This window comes from Stenotrophomonas sp. SORGH_AS_0282, assembly GCF_030818125.1.
GTDB classification, from domain to species: domain Bacteria; phylum Pseudomonadota; class Gammaproteobacteria; order Xanthomonadales; family Xanthomonadaceae; genus Stenotrophomonas; species Stenotrophomonas rhizophila_A.
Window position 1 is genome coordinate 2193586 of record NZ_JAUTAB010000001.1, and the last position, 15977, is coordinate 2209562.

At 67.5% G+C, this 15977-nt stretch carries 16 protein-coding genes; 15 read left to right on the forward strand and 1 reads right to left on the reverse strand.

What is annotated here, in order from left to right; all coding sequences use genetic code 11:
• The first annotated feature begins 13 nt into the window (after nucleotides 1-13).
• The 13 genes from fliG to QE395_RS09795 all read left to right on the forward strand — a co-directional run bounded on the left by fliG (nucleotide 14) and on the right by QE395_RS09795 (nucleotide 11405).
• Nucleotides 14-1000 (forward strand): flagellar motor switch protein FliG, encoded by a 987-nt coding sequence (fliG, locus tag QE395_RS09735; RefSeq protein ID WP_306990462.1) that lies wholly within the window; start codon nucleotides 14-16, stop codon nucleotides 998-1000.
• Complete coding sequence (locus tag QE395_RS09740) at nucleotides 997-1632, forward strand: FliH/SctL family protein (protein ID WP_306988803.1); 636 nt, start codon at nucleotides 997-999, stop codon at nucleotides 1630-1632. Before fliG ends, QE395_RS09740 begins: the two co-directional genes overlap by 4 nt.
• Nucleotides 1629-3011, forward strand: a complete 1383-nt coding sequence (locus QE395_RS09745) for a FliI/YscN family ATPase (RefSeq protein ID WP_306988805.1) — start codon at nucleotides 1629-1631, stop codon at nucleotides 3009-3011. The genes QE395_RS09740 and QE395_RS09745 overlap by 4 nt, the downstream gene beginning before the upstream one ends.
• 3 nt (nucleotides 3012-3014) lie before the next feature.
• Entirely contained in the window at nucleotides 3015-3470 is a 456-nt protein-coding gene (gene fliJ / locus QE395_RS09750) for a flagellar export protein FliJ (RefSeq protein WP_068851672.1), read from the forward strand.
• Complete coding sequence (locus QE395_RS09755; protein ID WP_306990464.1) at nucleotides 3470-4615, forward strand: flagellar hook-length control protein FliK; 1146 nt, start codon at nucleotides 3470-3472, stop codon at nucleotides 4613-4615. Before fliJ ends, QE395_RS09755 begins: the two co-directional genes overlap by 1 nt.
• A 290-nt stretch (nucleotides 4616-4905) precedes the next feature.
• Nucleotides 4906-5439 carry a flagellar basal body-associated FliL family protein gene (locus QE395_RS09760; protein WP_176472652.1) on the forward strand — a complete coding sequence of 178 codons (534 nt, stop codon included), beginning with the start codon at nucleotides 4906-4908 and terminating at the stop codon, nucleotides 5437-5439.
• Nucleotides 5440-5448: 9 nt separating this feature from the next.
• Entirely contained in the window at nucleotides 5449-6456 is a 1008-nt protein-coding gene (gene fliM / locus QE395_RS09765; protein ID WP_068851665.1) for a flagellar motor switch protein FliM, read from the forward strand.
• Nucleotides 6453-6794, forward strand: a complete 342-nt coding sequence (gene fliN / locus QE395_RS09770; protein ID WP_184123708.1) for a flagellar motor switch protein FliN — start codon at nucleotides 6453-6455, stop codon at nucleotides 6792-6794. The genes fliM and fliN overlap by 4 nt, the downstream gene beginning before the upstream one ends.
• Nucleotides 6791-7192 carry a flagellar biosynthetic protein FliO gene (gene fliO / locus QE395_RS09775; RefSeq protein WP_068851659.1) on the forward strand — a complete coding sequence of 134 codons (402 nt, stop codon included), beginning with the start codon at nucleotides 6791-6793 and terminating at the stop codon, nucleotides 7190-7192. Before fliN ends, fliO begins: the two co-directional genes overlap by 4 nt.
• On the forward strand, nucleotides 7189-7977 hold the full coding sequence (gene fliP, locus QE395_RS09780; RefSeq protein ID WP_179197395.1) for a flagellar type III secretion system pore protein FliP: 789 nt from the start codon (nucleotides 7189-7191) through the stop codon (nucleotides 7975-7977). The genes fliO and fliP overlap by 4 nt, the downstream gene beginning before the upstream one ends.
• Before the next feature lie 7 nt (nucleotides 7978-7984).
• Nucleotides 7985-8254 (forward strand): flagellar biosynthetic protein FliQ, encoded by a 270-nt coding sequence (locus QE395_RS09785; RefSeq protein ID WP_017356083.1) that lies wholly within the window; start codon nucleotides 7985-7987, stop codon nucleotides 8252-8254.
• 7 nt (nucleotides 8255-8261) lie between these two features.
• Entirely contained in the window at nucleotides 8262-9053 is a 792-nt protein-coding gene (gene fliR / locus QE395_RS09790; protein ID WP_068851654.1) for a flagellar biosynthetic protein FliR, read from the forward strand.
• 210 nt (nucleotides 9054-9263) lie between these two features.
• Nucleotides 9264-11405, forward strand: coding sequence for an EAL domain-containing protein (locus tag QE395_RS09795; protein WP_306988808.1), 2142 nt, complete (start codon nucleotides 9264-9266; stop codon nucleotides 11403-11405).
• Here the strand turns inward: QE395_RS09795 and QE395_RS09800 are convergent.
• Nucleotides 11402-12229: a DMT family transporter gene (locus tag QE395_RS09800; protein WP_306988810.1), complete on the reverse strand. Its 828-nt coding sequence runs from the start codon at nucleotides 12227-12229 to the stop codon at nucleotides 11402-11404. The two genes, QE395_RS09795 and QE395_RS09800, sit on opposite strands and share 4 nt — an antisense overlap.
• 367 nt (nucleotides 12230-12596) lie before the next feature.
• Between QE395_RS09800 and flhB the strand changes: the two genes are divergently transcribed.
• Both flhB and flhA read left to right on the forward strand, forming a co-directional pair.
• Entirely contained in the window at nucleotides 12597-13727 is a 1131-nt protein-coding gene (gene flhB / locus QE395_RS09805) for a flagellar biosynthesis protein FlhB (protein ID WP_249834240.1), read from the forward strand.
• Nucleotides 13728-13744: 17 nt separating this feature from the next.
• Entirely contained in the window at nucleotides 13745-15826 is a 2082-nt protein-coding gene (gene flhA, locus QE395_RS09810) for a flagellar biosynthesis protein FlhA (RefSeq protein WP_176472655.1), read from the forward strand.
• The last annotated feature ends 151 nt before the right edge of the window (nucleotides 15827-15977 follow it).

The following is a 15977-nucleotide window of genomic DNA, read 5'->3' on the forward strand; positions in this document are numbered from 1 at the left end:
CCCCCCTGCCCCGCTGAGCGGCGTGCAGCGCGCCGCCGTGCTGCTGCTGTCCCTGGGTGAAGTGGAAGCGGCCGACGTGCTGCGCCACATGGAACCGAAGGAAGTGCAGAAGATCGGCATCGCCATGGCGACCATGAGCGACATCACCCGCGAGCAGGTCGAGCGGGTCATGGACCAGTTCAGCACCGAACTGGGCTCCAAGACCTCGCTTGGCGTCGGCTCGGACGACTACATCCGCAACATGCTGGTACAGGCCCTGGGCAGCGAGAAGGCCGGCAACCTGATCGACCGCATCCTGCTCGGCCGCAACACCACCGGCCTGGACGCGCTGAAGTGGATGGACCCGCGTGCGGTGGCCGACCTGGTCCGCAACGAGCACCCGCAGATCATCGCCATCGTGATGGCCCACCTGGAAACCGACCAGGCCGCCGATGCGCTCAAGCTGCTGCCCGAGCGCACCCGCGTGGACGTGCTGCTGCGCATCGCCACCCTGGACGGCATTCCGCCCAACGCGTTGAACGAACTGAACGAGATCATGGAGCGCCAGTTCGCCGGCAACCAGAACCTGAAGTCGTCCAACATCGGCGGCGTGCAGTGCGCGGCCAACATCCTCAACTTCATGGACAGTGGCCAGGACCAGGCCATCCTCGGCGAGATCTCGCGCATCGATGCGCCGCTTAGCGCCCGCATCCAGGAAAAGATGTTCGTGTTCGACGACCTGATCGACCTGGAAGACCGCGAACTGCAGCTGGTGCTGCGCGAAGTCAGTGGCGAGCGCCTGGGCCTGGCCCTGCGCGGCGCCGACATCAAGGTGCGCGACAAGATCACCCGCAACATGTCCCAGCGTGCTGCCGAAATCCTGCTTGAAGACATGGAAGCACGTGGTCCGGTGCGCCTGTCGGACGTGGAAGCCGCGCAGCGCGAGATCCTGGCCATCGTCAAGCGCATGGCCGATGAAGGCACCGTCACCCTCGGCGGCAACGCGGAGGCGATGCTGTGAACCACGCCGTGCGCTGGCTTGCCCCGGACCTGCTGGCGGCCCCTGCCGTCCCGCAGGACGACCATTACGACCTCGACGAACCGGTTGCCGAACACGAGCCCGAACCGCTGCTGCAGCTGCCGACCCTGGAAGAAATCCAGGCGATCCAGGACGCTGCGGAAAAAGACGGTTTCGAACAGGGCCACGCCGACGGCCAGGCCCAGGGCCAGGCCGAAGTGCGCCGCCTGGTCGCGCAGATCGAAGGCATCCTGGACAACTTCGGCCGTCCACTGGCACGTCTCGAAAACGAAGTGGTGGCCGCGCTCGGCGAACTGGCCGTGCGCATTGCCGGCACCCTGGTCGGCCGCGCCTACGAGGCCGACCCCGCCCTGCTCGCGCAGCTGGTTGGCGAAGCGGTCGACGCGGTGGGCGGTGCAAATCGCGACGTCGAAGTGCGCCTGCACCCCGACGACATCGCCGCACTCGCCCCGCTGCTGCAGCTCTCGCCCACCCAGCGCCTCACCGCCGACCTCACCCTGAGCCGTGGCGACCTGCGCGTGCACGCCGAAGCCGTGCGCATCGACGGCACCCTCGAGGCGCGTCTGCGCGGCGCGCTGGATGCAGTGCTGCGCAAATCCGGAGCCAGCGCATGACCCCCGAGCCCCTGCCCCCGCCCGCCGCGGACTGGTCCGCCGCGCGCAACCTGCGCCTGGCCGCGCGCCTGGACGGCATCAAGCCCGACGGCGCACATGGACGCGGCCTGATCCGCGAAGGCGTGCTGCGCCGCGCGGTCGGCCTGACCCTGGAAGCGGTCGGCTGCGAATCGCCGATGGGCGCCAGCTGCAAGGTCGAAGTGGCCGATGGCGGCTGGGTCGATGCCGAAGTGGTCGGCTTCGCCGGCGAACGCACCTACCTCATGCCCAGCGCCGAGCTGCACGGGCTGCTGCCCAATGCCCGCGTGGTGCCCTCGCTGGGCCGTGGCGGCGTGGAAGTCGGCGAAGGCCTGCTCGGCCGCGTCATCGACAGCGACGGCGTGCCCCTGGACGGCAAGGGCCCGATCCGCGCCGAAGGCACCGTCGGCATGGCCGGCGTCTCGATCAACCCGCTCGCCCGTGAACCGATCACCCAGCCGCTCGATGTCGGCGTGCGCGCCATCAACGCCCTGCTGCCGATCGGCCGTGGCCAGCGCGTGGGCCTGTTCGCCGGTTCCGGCGTCGGCAAGTCCACCCTGCTGGGCATGATGACCCGCTACACCGCCGCCGATGTGATCGTGGTCGGCCTGATCGGCGAACGTGGCCGCGAAGTGCGCGATTTCGTCGAAAGCACCCTCGGCGAAGAAGGCCTGCGCCGCGCCGTGGTGGTGGCCAGCCCCGCCGACCGCCCACCGCTGGCCCGCCTGCACGGCGCCTACCGTGCCACCGCCATTGCCGAATGGTTCCGCGACCAGGGCCTGAACGTGCTGCTGCTGATGGACTCGCTGACCCGCTTCGCCCAGGCCCAGCGCGAAATCGGCCTGTCCGTCGGCGAACCACCGACCACCCGCGGCTACCCGCCCTCGGTGTTCGCCAAACTGCCGGCACTGGTCGAACGCGCCGGCAACGGCGCCAAGGGCCGCGGCTCCATCACCGCGTTCTACACCGTGCTGACCGAAGGCGACGATCCGCAGGACCCCATCGCCGACGCCGCCCGCGCCATCCTCGACGGCCACATCCTGCTCTCCCGCCGCGTGGCCGACAGCGGCCTGTACCCGGCCATCGACGTCGAATCGTCGGTCAGCCGCGTCGTCACTGAAATCGCCGACGAACCCTGGCGCCTGCGCATCCGCAAGCTCAAGCGCCTGGTCTCGGCCTACTCCAGCAACCGCGACCTGATCGCCATCGGCGCCTACCAGCGCGGCAACGATCCGGCCACCGACGAAGCACTGGAACGCTGGTCGGACATCGTCGATTTCCTCGGCCAGGACGTCGGCAAAGCCGCCGACCTGCCGCACAGCCAGGCCGCGCTCAAGCGCCTGGTGGAACCTGAGGGCTAACCCATGCAATCCAAGCGCATCGATCCCCTGCTCAAGCGGGCCCAGGACCACGAAGACGAAGTCGCCCGCGACCTCGCCGAACGCCAGCGCGTGCTCGACACCCACCTCTCACGCCTGGAAGAGCTGCGGCGCTATGCCGAGGAATACGCGAACGCACAGATGGCCGCCACCAGCCCGGCCCAGCTGCTCAACCGCCGCGCCTTCCTCGACCGCCTCGACACCGCCGTCGCCCAGCAGCGCCAGACCGTCGACAGCAACCGCGAAAAGGTCGAAGCCGAACGCGCCCGCCTGATCCTGGCCAGCCGCGACAAAGCCGTGCTCGAACAGCTCGCCGCCAGCTACCGCGCCCAGGAAAAAGTCCTGGTCGACCGCCGCGACCAGCGCGAAATGGACGACCTCGGCGCCCGCCGCAGCCGCCTGGCCCGCGCCGAAGACACCGACAGCGGAGACACCCCGTGATGCCCCCCAGCCTGCTCGGCAGCAGCGCCGGCCCCACCGCCAGCAGCAGCGCCACCCCCACCAGCCCCAGCGCGCGCAACACCGCCAGCGGCGGCAGCGACCGTCGGGACTTTGACGCCCTGCTGAAAGCCGACGGCGGCCCTAAAGACGCGCCCGCCAAGGCCAGCAAAGACAAACCCACGACCGCCGACGCCGGCGGCAGCAGCACGGGCGACGCCCCCGGCCGCCCCGGCGCGGACGCGCCAGCCGAGGCCACCGACCCGGCCACCACCCCCACGACTGCCGCCAGCGACACGCCGACCGCCAGCGACGCCACCGACGACGCCGACACCGCTCCATGGCCGCCGCTCGGCCTCGCTGGCCTGGCCTTGGCCGGCGTCGAAGCCGTCAGCGTCATGGCCGCCCCGGCCGCCAATGCCGACACCGCCCTGGCCAAGGCCGACCCGGCACTCCCCACCGCGCCCACCACCCCCACCAGCGCACTGCCCGCACCCACGCTGCCCGGCGTCGCCCCCGCCGCCACTGCCAACAGCGCCGCGCCCATCGCCCTGCCGGCCGACGCCCAGGTCACTGAAGACGTCGCCCTGCCCGATTCGCTGAAAGACGCCATCGCCAACGCCGGCAGCGACACCGACGCCCCCACTACCCCGCTCCTGCACGCCCTGCACGCCGCCGCCGAACTCAAAGCCGCCGCCACCGCCAGCACTCCGTTCCAGGGCGACCCCACCGCCACCCCGCACGTCGGCGGCGACGACTTCGACGACGCCATGAGCGCCCGCATCGGCTGGCTGGCCGACCAGAAAATCGGCCACGCCACCATCAAAGTCACCCCGCACGACCTCGGCCAGATCGAAGTCCGCCTCCAGATGGACGGCGACAAGGTCCACGCCAGCTTCAGCAGCGCCCACGCCGACGTCCGCCACGCCCTCGAATCCAGCATCCCGCGCCTGCGTGAAATGCTGAACGACCAGGGATTCCAGCTGGGCAATGCCGACGTTGGCCACCAGCAGACCGCGCAGGACGGCAAGGCAAACGGCGGCCAGGCAGGCCACGGAACCGGAGACGGAGATCCGGCAATGATCGAAACAACGATTTCCCCATCGCAATTGATGCGCCAGCGCGGATTGGTCGACGCGTACGCATAAAGCGACCCGACCAACGGTCGGGCCCTACCGCTCTTGCCTTCCGTGAATGACACACTGTCATAGGTGGGTCGGGGCCGGTTTGCGGGGGTGTGAGCGGCATGGATGCCGCGACCAAGCCCCCAGGGATGGGTTCACGGCGTCCCCCGCAAACCGGCACCGACCCGCCAAGCCTCAGACAGCGCACAGCCGACGCCGTTGCCGTTGCCGTTGCCGTTGAAACGTCAAATTCCCGACAACGAAACACCGGCGCATTACGGCACGCCCTTTGCATGTAGCCAGGAAGCAATCCTATGGAGCTTCCCCTCGTGGCCGCAGCCGCTGACAAAACCAAGAAATCCACCGACAAGGACAAGGCCGCCAAGCCGCGCAGCCCCCTCCTCGTCACCGCCCTGATCGCCGTCGTCGCCGCTGGCGCCGCCGGTGGCGGCGTGTGGTACTTCACCCAGTCCCACGACGAGAAGACCCCCGCCAAAGCCGCCACCGCCAAATCGGCCGTGCCCGCCCCCGCCCAGTACTTCGGCCTCGAACCCCCGTTCGTCGTCAACCTCAGCAGCAGCTTCGACGGCCCCCGCTACCTCCAGGTCGAAGTCCAGCTCATGACCCGCGACCCGGCCGCCCTTGAAGCCATCAAGCTTCACGCCCCCGCCATCCGCGCCAAACTGCTCATGCTGTTCTCCCAGGTCGAACCGGCCCAGATCGCCGACCGCGCCGGCAAAGAACGCCTGCAGGCCGACTCCCTGGCCGAAGTGCAGAAGCTGCTCAAAGCCGAAACCGGCAGCAAGGGCGTCGACGAACTGCTGTTCACCAGCTTCGTCACCCAGTAAGGGCATCCCATGAATGACCTGCTTTCCCAGGACGAAATCGATGCCCTGCTGCATGGCGTCGATTCCGGCGCCGTCGAAACCGAAGTCGACGCCATCGCCCCCGGCGAAGCGCGCAACTACGATTTTGCCAGCCAGGACCGCATCATCCGGGGGCGCATGCCGACCCTGGAAATGGTCAACGAGCGCTTCGCCCGCCTCTGGCGCATCGGCCTGTTCAACCTGATCCGCCGCTCCGCCGAACTGTCCGTGCGCGGCATCGAACTGATCAAGTTCAACGACTACATGCACTCCCTGTATGTACCGACCAACCTCAACCTGATCCGCTTCAAGCCCCTGCGCGGCACCGGCCTGATCGTCTTCGAACCGACCCTCGTGTTCGCCATCGTCGACAACTTCTTCGGCGGCGACGGGCGCTACCCCACCCGCATCGAAGGCCGCGAGTTCACCGCCACCGAAATGCGCGTCATCCACCTCCTGCTCAAGCAGACCTTCGCCGACCTGCGCGAAGCCTGGGCCCCGGTGATGGATGTCGAACTCGAATACATCAACTCCGAAATCAACCCCCACTTCGCCAACATCGTCACCCCCCGCGAATACGTCGTGGTCTGCCGCCTGCATGTCGAACTCGACGGCGGTGGCGGCGACATCCACGTCACGTTGCCGTACTCGATGCTCGAACCGATCCGCGAACTGCTCGACGCCGGCATCCAGAGCGACCGCAACGACCGCGACGAAAGCTGGGGCACCATGCTGCGCGAACAGCTCAACATCGCCGAAGTCACCCTCTCCAGCGTGCTCGCCACCAAGCGCATGAGCCTGCGTGACCTCACCCAGCTCAAGATCGGCGACATCCTGCCCATCGACCTGCCTCCCCACGTGCCGCTGTGCGTGGAGAACATTCCCGTGTTCACCGGCCAGTTCGGCGTCGCCAACGGCATGAACGCCGTGAAGATCACCGCTACCCATCCCCCGGGCACCCGCCCGCGCGCTCCCGTTATCCAGGAAGACCCGCAATGAACGACGACATCGAAACCAACGAACCGGCACCGGCGCAGTTCACCACCCTGCACTCCGACGAGACCAGCGGCGGCCCGGATCTGAACCTCGACGTGATCCTCGACGTACCGGTCACCCTGTCGCTGGAAGTCGGCCGCGCCCGCCTGCCCATCCGCAACCTGCTGCAGCTCAACCAGGGCTCGGTGGTCGAACTGGAACGCGGCGCCGGCGAATCGCTCGACGTGTTCGTCAACGGCACCCTCATCGCCCACGGCGAAGTCGTGGTCATCAACGACCGCTTCGGCGTGCGCCTGACCGACGTGGTCAGCCCCAGCGAACGGATCCGGAGACTGCGTTGATTTCCCTGGCACTCATTGCCGCCGGTGCACCGGCGGCCAAGGTCGGCCAGCACGCCGCCGCGGCACCCAGCATGTTCGGCGCCGTGCTTGCACTGCTGGCCGTGCTGGCGCTGATCGTCGGCCTGGGCTGGGTGCTCAAGCGCATGCCCGGCAGCGGCTTCAAGCCCGCCGATGGCCTGCGCGTGGTGGCCAGCCTCAACGTGGGTGCCAAGGAACGCGTCGTCGTCGTCGATATCAATGGCGAACAGCTGCTGCTCGGCGTCACCGCCGGCGGCATCAACACCCTGCACCGCCTGCCCGAACCGCTGCCCACCCCGGAACCGGCGCGCCTGCCGGATTTCAAGAACCTGCCGAATTTCGCCCAGCTGCTGCAACAGCGGCTGCGCAAGGAAAAATGATCATGCGTGGCCCCCGTGCATCCTGGACCCGTTACCTGCCGTTGCTGCTGACCCTGCTGCTGTGCGCGTTGCCCGCGCTGGCCATGGCCGCGCCCGGCGCGCCCGCCGTGCCCAACCTGCCCGACGTGAATGTCGGCAAGATCGGCGGCGCCCCGGTCAGCCTGCCGCTGCAGACCCTGCTGCTGATGACCGCGATCACCCTGATCCCGTCGATGCTGCTGGTGCTCACCGCCTTCACCCGCATCATCATCGTCCTGGGCCTGCTGCGCCAGGCACTGGGTACCGGCCAGACCCCCTCCAACCAGGTGCTGCTGGGCCTGGCCCTGTTCCTGACCGCCATGGTCATGCTGCCGGTGTGGCAGAAAGCCTGGGGAAGCGGCATGGCGCCCTACCTCAACGGCGAGATCGACTTCCAGACCGCCTGGACCCTCACTACCCAGCCGCTGCGCGCCTTCATGCTGGCCCAGATCCGCGAAACCGACCTGATGACCTTCGCCGGCATGGCCGGGCATGGCACCTATGCCAGCCCCGATGCCATTCCGTTCCCGGTGCTGGTCGCCTCGTTCGTCACCAGCGAACTGAAAACCGCCTTTGAAATCGGCTTCCTGATCTTCATCCCGTTCGTGATCATCGACCTGGTCGTGGCCAGCGTGCTGATGTCGATGGGCATGATGATGCTCTCGCCAATGCTGGTCTCGGCGCCCTTCAAGATCCTGCTGTTCGTGCTGGTCGACGGCTGGGTGCTGGTGGTCGGCACCCTTGCCGCCAGCTTCAACGCCGTCTGAGGTCGCCATGACACCCGAACTTGCCCTGACCGAACTGCGCGGCGGCCTGATCACCGTGCTGTGGGTGGCCGGCCCGCTGCTGTTGACCGTCCTGATCGTCGGCGTGGTGGTCGGCGTGGTGCAGGCCGCCACCCAGCTCAACGAACCCACCATCGCCTTCGTGGCCAAGGCCGCCGCGCTCACCGCCGTGTTGTTCGCGCTGGGCAGCCTGCTGATCGGCCACCTGGTCGAATACACCACGCTGCTGTTCCAGCGCATACCGCACCTGATCGGATAGCCCCCCGATGGATTCGGCAACCCAGATGGCCGCCGACGGGCTCAACGCCTTCGGCATGATCGGCACCGTGCTGTGGACCATGCTGCGCATCGGCGCCATGATCATGGCCATGCCGCTGGTCGGCAGCCGCGCGGTGCCGGCACGGGTGCGCGTGATGCTGTCCGGCGCACTGGCCATCGCGCTGTCGCCGATGCTGCCGCCCGTCCCGGCCTGGACCGGTTTTGACGCGGCCACCGTACTCAGCATCGCGCGCGAACTGGCCATCGGCATCTCCATCGGCTTCCTGCTGCGGCTGGTGTTCGAAGCCGGTGCCATGGCCGGCGAACTGGTTTCGCAAGGCACCGGCCTGGCCTTCGCGCAGATGAGCGATCCGATGCGCGGCGGCACCTCGGGCGTGATCGGGCAGTGGTTCTATCTTCTGTTCGGCCTGCTGTTCTTTGCCGCCAACGGGCATCTCGCGTTGATCTCACTGGTGATGGACAGCTACAAGGCCGTGCCGATCGGCGCATCGCTGCCCGACCTCGATGCGTTCATCAGCACCGCGCCCACGTTCCTGCTGCAGGTGCTGCGCGGTGCGTTGACGCTGTCGCTGCCGATCACGGTCGCCATGCTGGCGGTGAACCTGGCCTTCGGCGTACTGGCGCGTGCCGCACCCGCGCTCAACCCGATCCAGCTGGGCCTGCCGGTCGCCCTGTTGCTGGGCCTGTTCCTGCTGACCGTGCTTGCCGGTGAAATGGGTCCCCCGGTGCAGCGCTTGTTCGATGCCGCGTTCCAGACCGCCGACGGCCTCACCCGCTAGCGCCGACCCCTGCGCGTACGCGCCCGTATGCAAAACGAGTGACGATTGCGTGATGGCCGCATGAAATTTGGCCGGATTTGCGCTTGCTTTCGCCCCCTCCTCTGTCGTTAACATGCGCTTACGGCAGGGGGAACGTGCCTGAGCAGTCCACGCAGAAGCGTGGTCCAGTCTTTTTTTAGATTGCAGCTGTGTACGCCAGGGAGAGTCATGATGCTCGTCGGCAGCTACACCCCATGGTTGGTCGTGGTTTCGCTGCTGGTTGCCATCATGGCGTCCTTCACCGCGCTGGACATGGCCAATCGGGTCACCACCGCGCCATCGCCAAGGATCAGCGTGCTGTGGCTGCTGGGCGGTGGCTGCGCCATGGGCCTGGGAATCTGGTCCATGCACTTCATCGGCATGCTGGCCTTCAAGCTGCCCATCCCATTGGGGTACGACCTTGAACTGACCGCAGTATCGTTGCTGGCGGCGATCGCTTCTTCGATCTTCGCGCTCTGGCTGGTCTCACGCGCCACGTTGCCGCATTCGCGCCTGGCGCTGGGTGCATTGCTGATGGGCAGCGGCATCGCCAGCATGCACTACCTGGGCATGGCGGCCATGCTCATGCGCCCGGGCATTGAATACCACCCGGGCTGGTTCACCCTCTCTCTCATCATTGCAGTGGCGGCGTCGTGGGTCGCGCTGTACGTCGCCTTCCGCCTGCGCCACAACGACACCCGGCTGCAGCATCGCGTGGCGCCGGCGGTGGTGCTGGGCGCGGCGATCGTCGGCATGCACTACACCGGCATGGCCGCGGCACGGTTCCCCGCTGACAGCGTGTGCGGCGCCGCCGCCGGCACCGGCCTGCAGACCCAGTGGCTGGGGGCGCTGGTAATGGTGCTCACCATCGGCATCCTGGCCGTGGTGCTGCTGGTGTCCTGGCTGGACCAGCGGCAGCAGGCGCAGCTGCTGCGGTTGCGCAACCTGCACCTGCGCACGTCGCTGGACGATGCGCATGCCGAGCTCAGCCAGGCCGCCCTGCACGATCCGCTGACCCACCTGCCCAATCGCCTGCTGCTGCAGCAGCGCATTGAACAGGCGCTGGTGGATGCCGAACAGCGCGGCGGGCGCTTCGCGGTGATGTTCATGGACCTGGATGGCTTCAAACAGGTCAACGACGCCTACGGTCACCAGACCGGCGACGCCCTGCTGGTCGCGGTGGCCACGCGCACCCGCCAGCTGCTGCGTGCCGCCGACGTGATGGCCCGGCTGGGCGGCGACGAATTCGTGCTGGTGGTCGGCATCGACAACGACGAGGACGTGTCCAGCCTGGCTGGCCGCATCATCCAGGCCATGGGCACCGGCAACCTGGTGCCCGGGCATGAGCTGCAGGTCACCGCCAGCATCGGCATTGCCATCTGCCCCGACCACGCCACCACCGAACGCCAGTTGATGGGGTATGCCGACGCGGCGATGTACCAGGCCAAGGAGGCCGGACGCAACGCGTTCGTGGTGTTCGCCGAGTGGATGAGCGACAGCGCCGAACAGCAGTTCCGGCTGCTGGCCGACCTGCGCCGCGCGATCCAGGCCAACCAGCTGTTCCTGCACTACCAGCCCAAGGTGCGGGTCAGCACCCACCAGGTCTGTGGCGCCGAGGCCCTGGTCCGCTGGAACCACCCCGAGCACGGCCTGATTCCACCGGATCGTTTCATCCGCCTGGCCGAACGCAGCGGGGTCATCCACGAGATCGGGCGCTGGGTGCTCAACGAAGCGTGCCGCCAGCTCCGCCGCTGGCATGACGCCGGCCATGACAGCTGGTCGGTATCGGTCAACCTGTCGCCGATCCAGTTCGGCTCCCCGAACCTGCTCGGCGAGATCAGCGACGCGCTGAAACTGCACCGGGTGGAACCGCGCCGGCTGGTCCTGGAGATCACCGAAAGCGCAGTGATGCGCGACACCGAGACCAGCCTGCGCCTGCTTCAGGCCCTGGCGCGGCTGGGCGTGGGCATTTCCATCGACGATTTCGGTACCGGCTATTCCAGCCTGCTGTATCTCAAGCGCCTGCCGGCCACCGAGATCAAGATCGACCACGCCTTCGTGCGCGACCTGGAAAACAGCTCCGAAGACGTGGTCATCGTCTCGGCCATCGTGGCGCTGGGGCATGCGCTGGACATGGACATCGTGGCCGAGGGCGTGGAAACCGCCGGCCAGCGTTCCTACCTGGAGCGGCTGGGCTGCGACTTCCTGCAGGGCTACCTGCTCGGCCGCCCGGTCGACGCCGAGCGCTTCCTGCAGCTCCACGACCTGCCACGCCCACGGATGGTGGTGTCACAGGACCACAAAGCCTCGCAGGGCGGGCATTTCCTGGATTAACCGCACACGCGCAGCACCACCGCTCCTGCAACGATCAATCCGGCGGCGACCCATCGTTGTCGGGTGACCCGTTCGCGTAACACCAACGCAGAGATCAGCACGCCAAACAGGATCGAGGTCTCGCGTAGCGCCGAGACCATCGCCACAGGCGCCTGCGTCATCACCCAGAGCACCACGCCGTAGGATGTCAGCGTACCTACGCCGCCGACGAGGCCATAGCCCCAGTTCGATCGTGCATAGGCGAAAAGCTGCGGCGCGCGGGTAGCGAGGGCCCAGACCGGCAATGGCAGCCCCGACAGCAGGAACAGCCACAAGGTGTAGCCCAGCGCCGAACCGGACTGCCGCGCCCCCAAGGCGTCTACCAGCGTGTAAGTGGCAATCACTCCGGCGTTGAGCAGAGGCAGCCACATCTGCCGACGCACGATCCCGTGCGACATGCACAGAATACCGAAGCAGATCAGCCCGATGCCGGCCCATGCCAACCCCGGCAGGCGCTCGCCGAGAACTGCCCCGCCCACCAGCGCCACCAGGATCGGCGCGCAACCCCGCATCAACGGATAGGCCGCGCTCATGTCGGTCACCCGGTAGGTACGCGCCACCAGCAGGTAATACCCCGCCTGCAGCACGGTCGACGCCGCCAGCCACGGCCAGCTGCGCGGATCCGGTGCGGTCACGAAAGGCAGGCAGAGCGCCGCGATCAACGCCGCCGAGCCGGTCACCAGGATCGTGGTGAACAGCGTATCGCTGCCGCGTTTGACGATGGCGTTCCAGCTGGCATGCAGCAGCCCGGCCAACAGGACAACGCAGAACAGGTAAGGCGACATCGATTACCGCAGCAGTCAGTTGAACCTGGATGATGCCATTGATGATGCCGGTGGCGCCGGGCTGTTGGGCTGTTGCTGGTAGGGTCGCATCCCGATCGACTGCACGTGGATTGCCCGCGTTCGATGGCGGCATGACCTCCGCCGGGGAACGCTTCTACGCTTCCCGTCATGCGTTACCGGACGTTGGCCCCGTATCGGCGGTCGTTTGGGAACCGACCCTACTCTCCCGTCGCCGTCACCATCCCGATCCCGATCCCGATCCCGATCCCGAGCACTGTCCCTGTCACGTGCTCTGCTCCCGGCACGTCGTCCGCAATGGAACACTTCTTGCACCACCCCAGGTAATCCCCGCGGTGCCCTGCTCCCGATGTCCGACGAAGAACAAGCCGGCGAAAAAACCGAACAACCTACCGAAAAACGCCTGCGCGATGCCCGTGAACAGGGCAATATCCCGCGTTCACGCGAGCTGGCCACTGCCGCCGTGTTCGGCGCATCGGTGCTGGCGCTGATGGCGTTTTCCGGGGGCATGGCCAGCAGCGCCAAGGACTGGATGAAGCTGGCGCTGACCCCGGAACCGGGCCTGCGGTTCGAGCCGCTGGGGTTGTTCAGCCATTTCGGGCACCTGTTCCTGCAGCTGATGCTGGCCCTGTGGCCGCTGCTGCTGGTCTGCCTGCTGGCCAGCTTCCTGGCCCCGGTGGCCATGGGCGGGCTGCGCTGGTCGAACAAATCGCTGATGCCGCAGTTCAGCCGGCTCAGTCCGATGGCCGGCATGAAGCGCCTGTATGGCGCCGAAGCCATCGGCGAATTCACCAAATCCCTGCTGCGCATCGTGTTCGTCGGCACTGCCGCCGGGCTGGTGGTCTGGCATGGCATCCGCGGGCTGCGCGACCTGGTCCACCAGCCGCTGGAGGCGGCCATGGTCCACGGGCTGGGCTTCACCCTGAAACTGATGCTGGCCACCGGCGGGGCCATGATGCTGCTGGCCGCCATCGACGCCCCGTACCAGCGCTGGAACTGGATGCGCAAGCTGAAGATGACCCGCGAAGAGCTGCGCCGGGAAATGAAGGAAAGCGAGGGCAGCCCCGAGGTGAAGGGCCGCATCCGCCAGCTGCAGCAGCAGATGTCCAACCGCCGGATGATGGAAGCGGTGCCCACCGCCGACGTGGTGGTGGTCAACCCCACCCACTACGCGGTGGCCCTCAAATACGACGGCGGCAGGATGGGCGCCCCCACCGTGGTGGCCCTGGGCGTGGACGAAACCGCCCTGCGCATCCGCCAGGTGGCCGACGGCAACAAGGTCGCCATCGTCTCGGCCCCGCCTTTGGCACGCGCCTTGTATCGGGAAGGTCAACTTGGAAAGGAAATTCCCGTGAGACTGTATTCGGCCGTTGCCCAGGTGCTGTCCTACGTCTACCAGCTGCGTACCTGGCGGGGTGGACCGATGCCGGCCGCGCCCAGCATCGACGTGGATGAGTTCGGCAAGGGAGGCCGCCCATGAGCGCCCAGCCCGCCGGCATGAACACCCGCCGCGCCCTGGACATGATCCGCCAGGGCCTTGGCGCCCCGCTGATCGTGCTGGCCCTGCTGGCCATGGTGGTGGTGCCGCTGGCCGCCCCGGTGCTGGATGCGCTGTTCACCTTCAACATCGCCATCTCGCTGATGGTGCTGCTGGCGGTGGTGTACGTGAAGCGCCCGCTGGATTTCACCATCTTCCCGATCGTGCTGCTGATCACCACCATGCTGCGGCTGGCGCTGAACGTGGCCTCCACCCGCGTGATCCTGCTCAACGGCCAGAATGGCCACGAAGCGGCCGGCAAGGTGATCGCCGCGTTCGGCGAATTCGTCATCGGCGGCAACTACGCCGTGGGCATCGTGGTCTTCGCGATCCTGACCATCATCAATTTCGTGGTGATCACCAAGGGTGCCGGCCGCGTGTCCGAAGTGACCGCGCGTTTCATCCTGGACGCCATGCCCGGCAAGCAGATGGCGATCGACGCCGACCTCAACGCCGGTTTGCTGACGCGTGAAGAAGCCAAGCTGCGCCGTGAAGAAGTCCGCGAGGAAGCCGACTTCTACGGCGCCATGGACGGTGCCAGCAAGTTCATCCGCGGCGATGCCATCGCCGGCATCCTCATTCTTTTCATCAACATGATCGGCGGCCTGGCGGTTGGCGTGCTCCAGCACGGCATGCCGTTCGGCGAAGCCGCAGCCACCTACACCCTGCTGTCGATCGGTGACGGCCTGGTGGCGCAGCTGCCGGCACTGCTGGTGTCCTCGGCCGTGGCCATGCTGGTCACCCGCGCCTCGCGCTCGCAGGACATGGCCCAGGCCATGATGGGCCAGGTGTTCGGACAGCACCGCGCACTGACCATCGCCGCGGCGATCCTGGGCCTGGTCGGCCTGGTCCCGGGCATGCCCAACGTCGCCTTCTTGACGCTGGCCGCCATCCTCGGCTTCATCGCCTGGAAGCTCTGGCAGAAGAGCCAGGCGGCCGAGCGCGCCGCCGCCGCGCCTGCGGCGGGCCCGACCAATGCGCTCGGCCTGCCCGGCGCAGCGCCCTCGCCCACCGCCGAACTGACCTGGGACGAACTGCGCCCGGTCGATCCGCTGGGCCTGGAAGTGGGCTACCGGCTGATCCCGCTGGTGGACAAGAACCAGGGCGGCGAACTGATGGCGCGCATCAAGGGCGTGCGCCGCAAGCTCACCCACGACATCGGCTTCCTGATCCCGTCCGTGCACATCCGCGACAACCTGGAACTGGGCGCCAGCGCCTACCGGCTGCTGATCCACGGCGTGCCGGTGGCCACCGCCGAAATCCACCCCGACCGCGAACTGGCCCTGGACCCGGGCAGCGCGCTCGGTGCGCTGGAAGGTATCGCCGGCAAGGACCCGGCGTTCGGCCTGGATGCCACCTGGATCCAGCCGCACCAGCGCGCCCACGCCGAATCGATGGGCTACACCGTGGTCGACCCGGCCACCGTGGTCGCCACCCACCTCTCGCACCTGATCCGCGAACACGCCCCGGAACTGCTTGGCCACGAAGAGGTGCAGCAGCTGCTGGCCAACCTGGCCAAGAGCGCGCCGAAGCTGGTCGAGGACCTCACCCCGAAGGCATTGCCGCTGTCGGTGGTGGTGCGGGTGCTGCAGAACCTGCTGATCGAACGCATCCCGGTGCGCCAGCTGCGCAAGATCGCCGAATCGCTGGTGGAGAACGCGCCGATGAGCCAGGACCCCGGCGTTCTGACGGCCGCCGTGCGCAATGCGCTGGGCCGTTTCATCGTCCAGGAGATCGCCGGCATGTCCGCCGAGCTGCCGGTGTTCACCCTCAACCCGCAACTGGAACGCGTCTTGCAGGAGTCCACTCAGGGCAACGGCGCCGCGCTGGAACCCGGACTCGCTGAGCGACTGCACCAGAGCCTGGCCGAATGTGTCAGCAAGCAGGAAGCGAAGAACGAGCCCGCGGTGGTGTTGGTGCCCGGTCCGGTACGTGCCGCGCTGGCACGGCTGGTACGCCACAGCGTTCCGTCGCTGTCCGTGCTGGCCTACAGCGAGGTCCCCGAGGACAAGCGGCTGAAGCTGGTCGGCACGATCAGCTGAGCCGGAACTCCGACAGCAACGCGTCAGAAAACAGACACCCCCATTTCGCAATCACCGCAGCAGGACAAGAAGGGAAACCCGGACCGTGCAGACCACCGACAACCAGCGCTTCCCTTCCACCCCCCAGCCGCCCCAGTCCCGGTACCACAGC

What these genes read in the sequence shown, in the direction of transcription:
- flhA (WP_176472655.1), top strand. Translation starts at nt 13,745, where the DNA reads ATGAACACCCGCCGCGCCCTGGACATGATCCGCCAGGGCCTTGGCGCC.
- QE395_RS09755 (WP_306990464.1), top strand. Translation starts at nt 3,470, where the DNA reads ATGCCCCCCAGCCTGCTCGGCAGCAGCGCCGGCCCCACCGCCAGCAGC.
- flhB (WP_249834240.1), top strand. Translation starts at nt 12,597, where the DNA reads ATGTCCGACGAAGAACAAGCCGGCGAAAAAACCGAACAACCTACCGAA.
- fliJ (WP_068851672.1), top strand. Translation starts at nt 3,015, where the DNA reads ATGCAATCCAAGCGCATCGATCCCCTGCTCAAGCGGGCCCAGGACCAC.
- QE395_RS09800 (WP_306988810.1), bottom strand. Translation starts at nt 12,229, where the DNA reads ATGTCGCCTTACCTGTTCTGCGTTGTCCTGTTGGCCGGGCTGCTGCAT.
- fliR (WP_068851654.1), top strand. Translation starts at nt 8,262, where the DNA reads ATGGATTCGGCAACCCAGATGGCCGCCGACGGGCTCAACGCCTTCGGC.
- QE395_RS09745 (WP_306988805.1), top strand. Translation starts at nt 1,629, where the DNA reads ATGACCCCCGAGCCCCTGCCCCCGCCCGCCGCGGACTGGTCCGCCGCG.
- fliM (WP_068851665.1), top strand. Translation starts at nt 5,449, where the DNA reads ATGAATGACCTGCTTTCCCAGGACGAAATCGATGCCCTGCTGCATGGC.
- QE395_RS09785 (WP_017356083.1), top strand. Translation starts at nt 7,985, where the DNA reads ATGACACCCGAACTTGCCCTGACCGAACTGCGCGGCGGCCTGATCACC.
- fliP (WP_179197395.1), top strand. Translation starts at nt 7,189, where the DNA reads ATGATCATGCGTGGCCCCCGTGCATCCTGGACCCGTTACCTGCCGTTG.
- QE395_RS09760 (WP_176472652.1), top strand. Translation starts at nt 4,906, where the DNA reads ATGGAGCTTCCCCTCGTGGCCGCAGCCGCTGACAAAACCAAGAAATCC.
- fliN (WP_184123708.1), top strand. Translation starts at nt 6,453, where the DNA reads ATGAACGACGACATCGAAACCAACGAACCGGCACCGGCGCAGTTCACC.
- QE395_RS09795 (WP_306988808.1), top strand. Translation starts at nt 9,264, where the DNA reads ATGCTCGTCGGCAGCTACACCCCATGGTTGGTCGTGGTTTCGCTGCTG.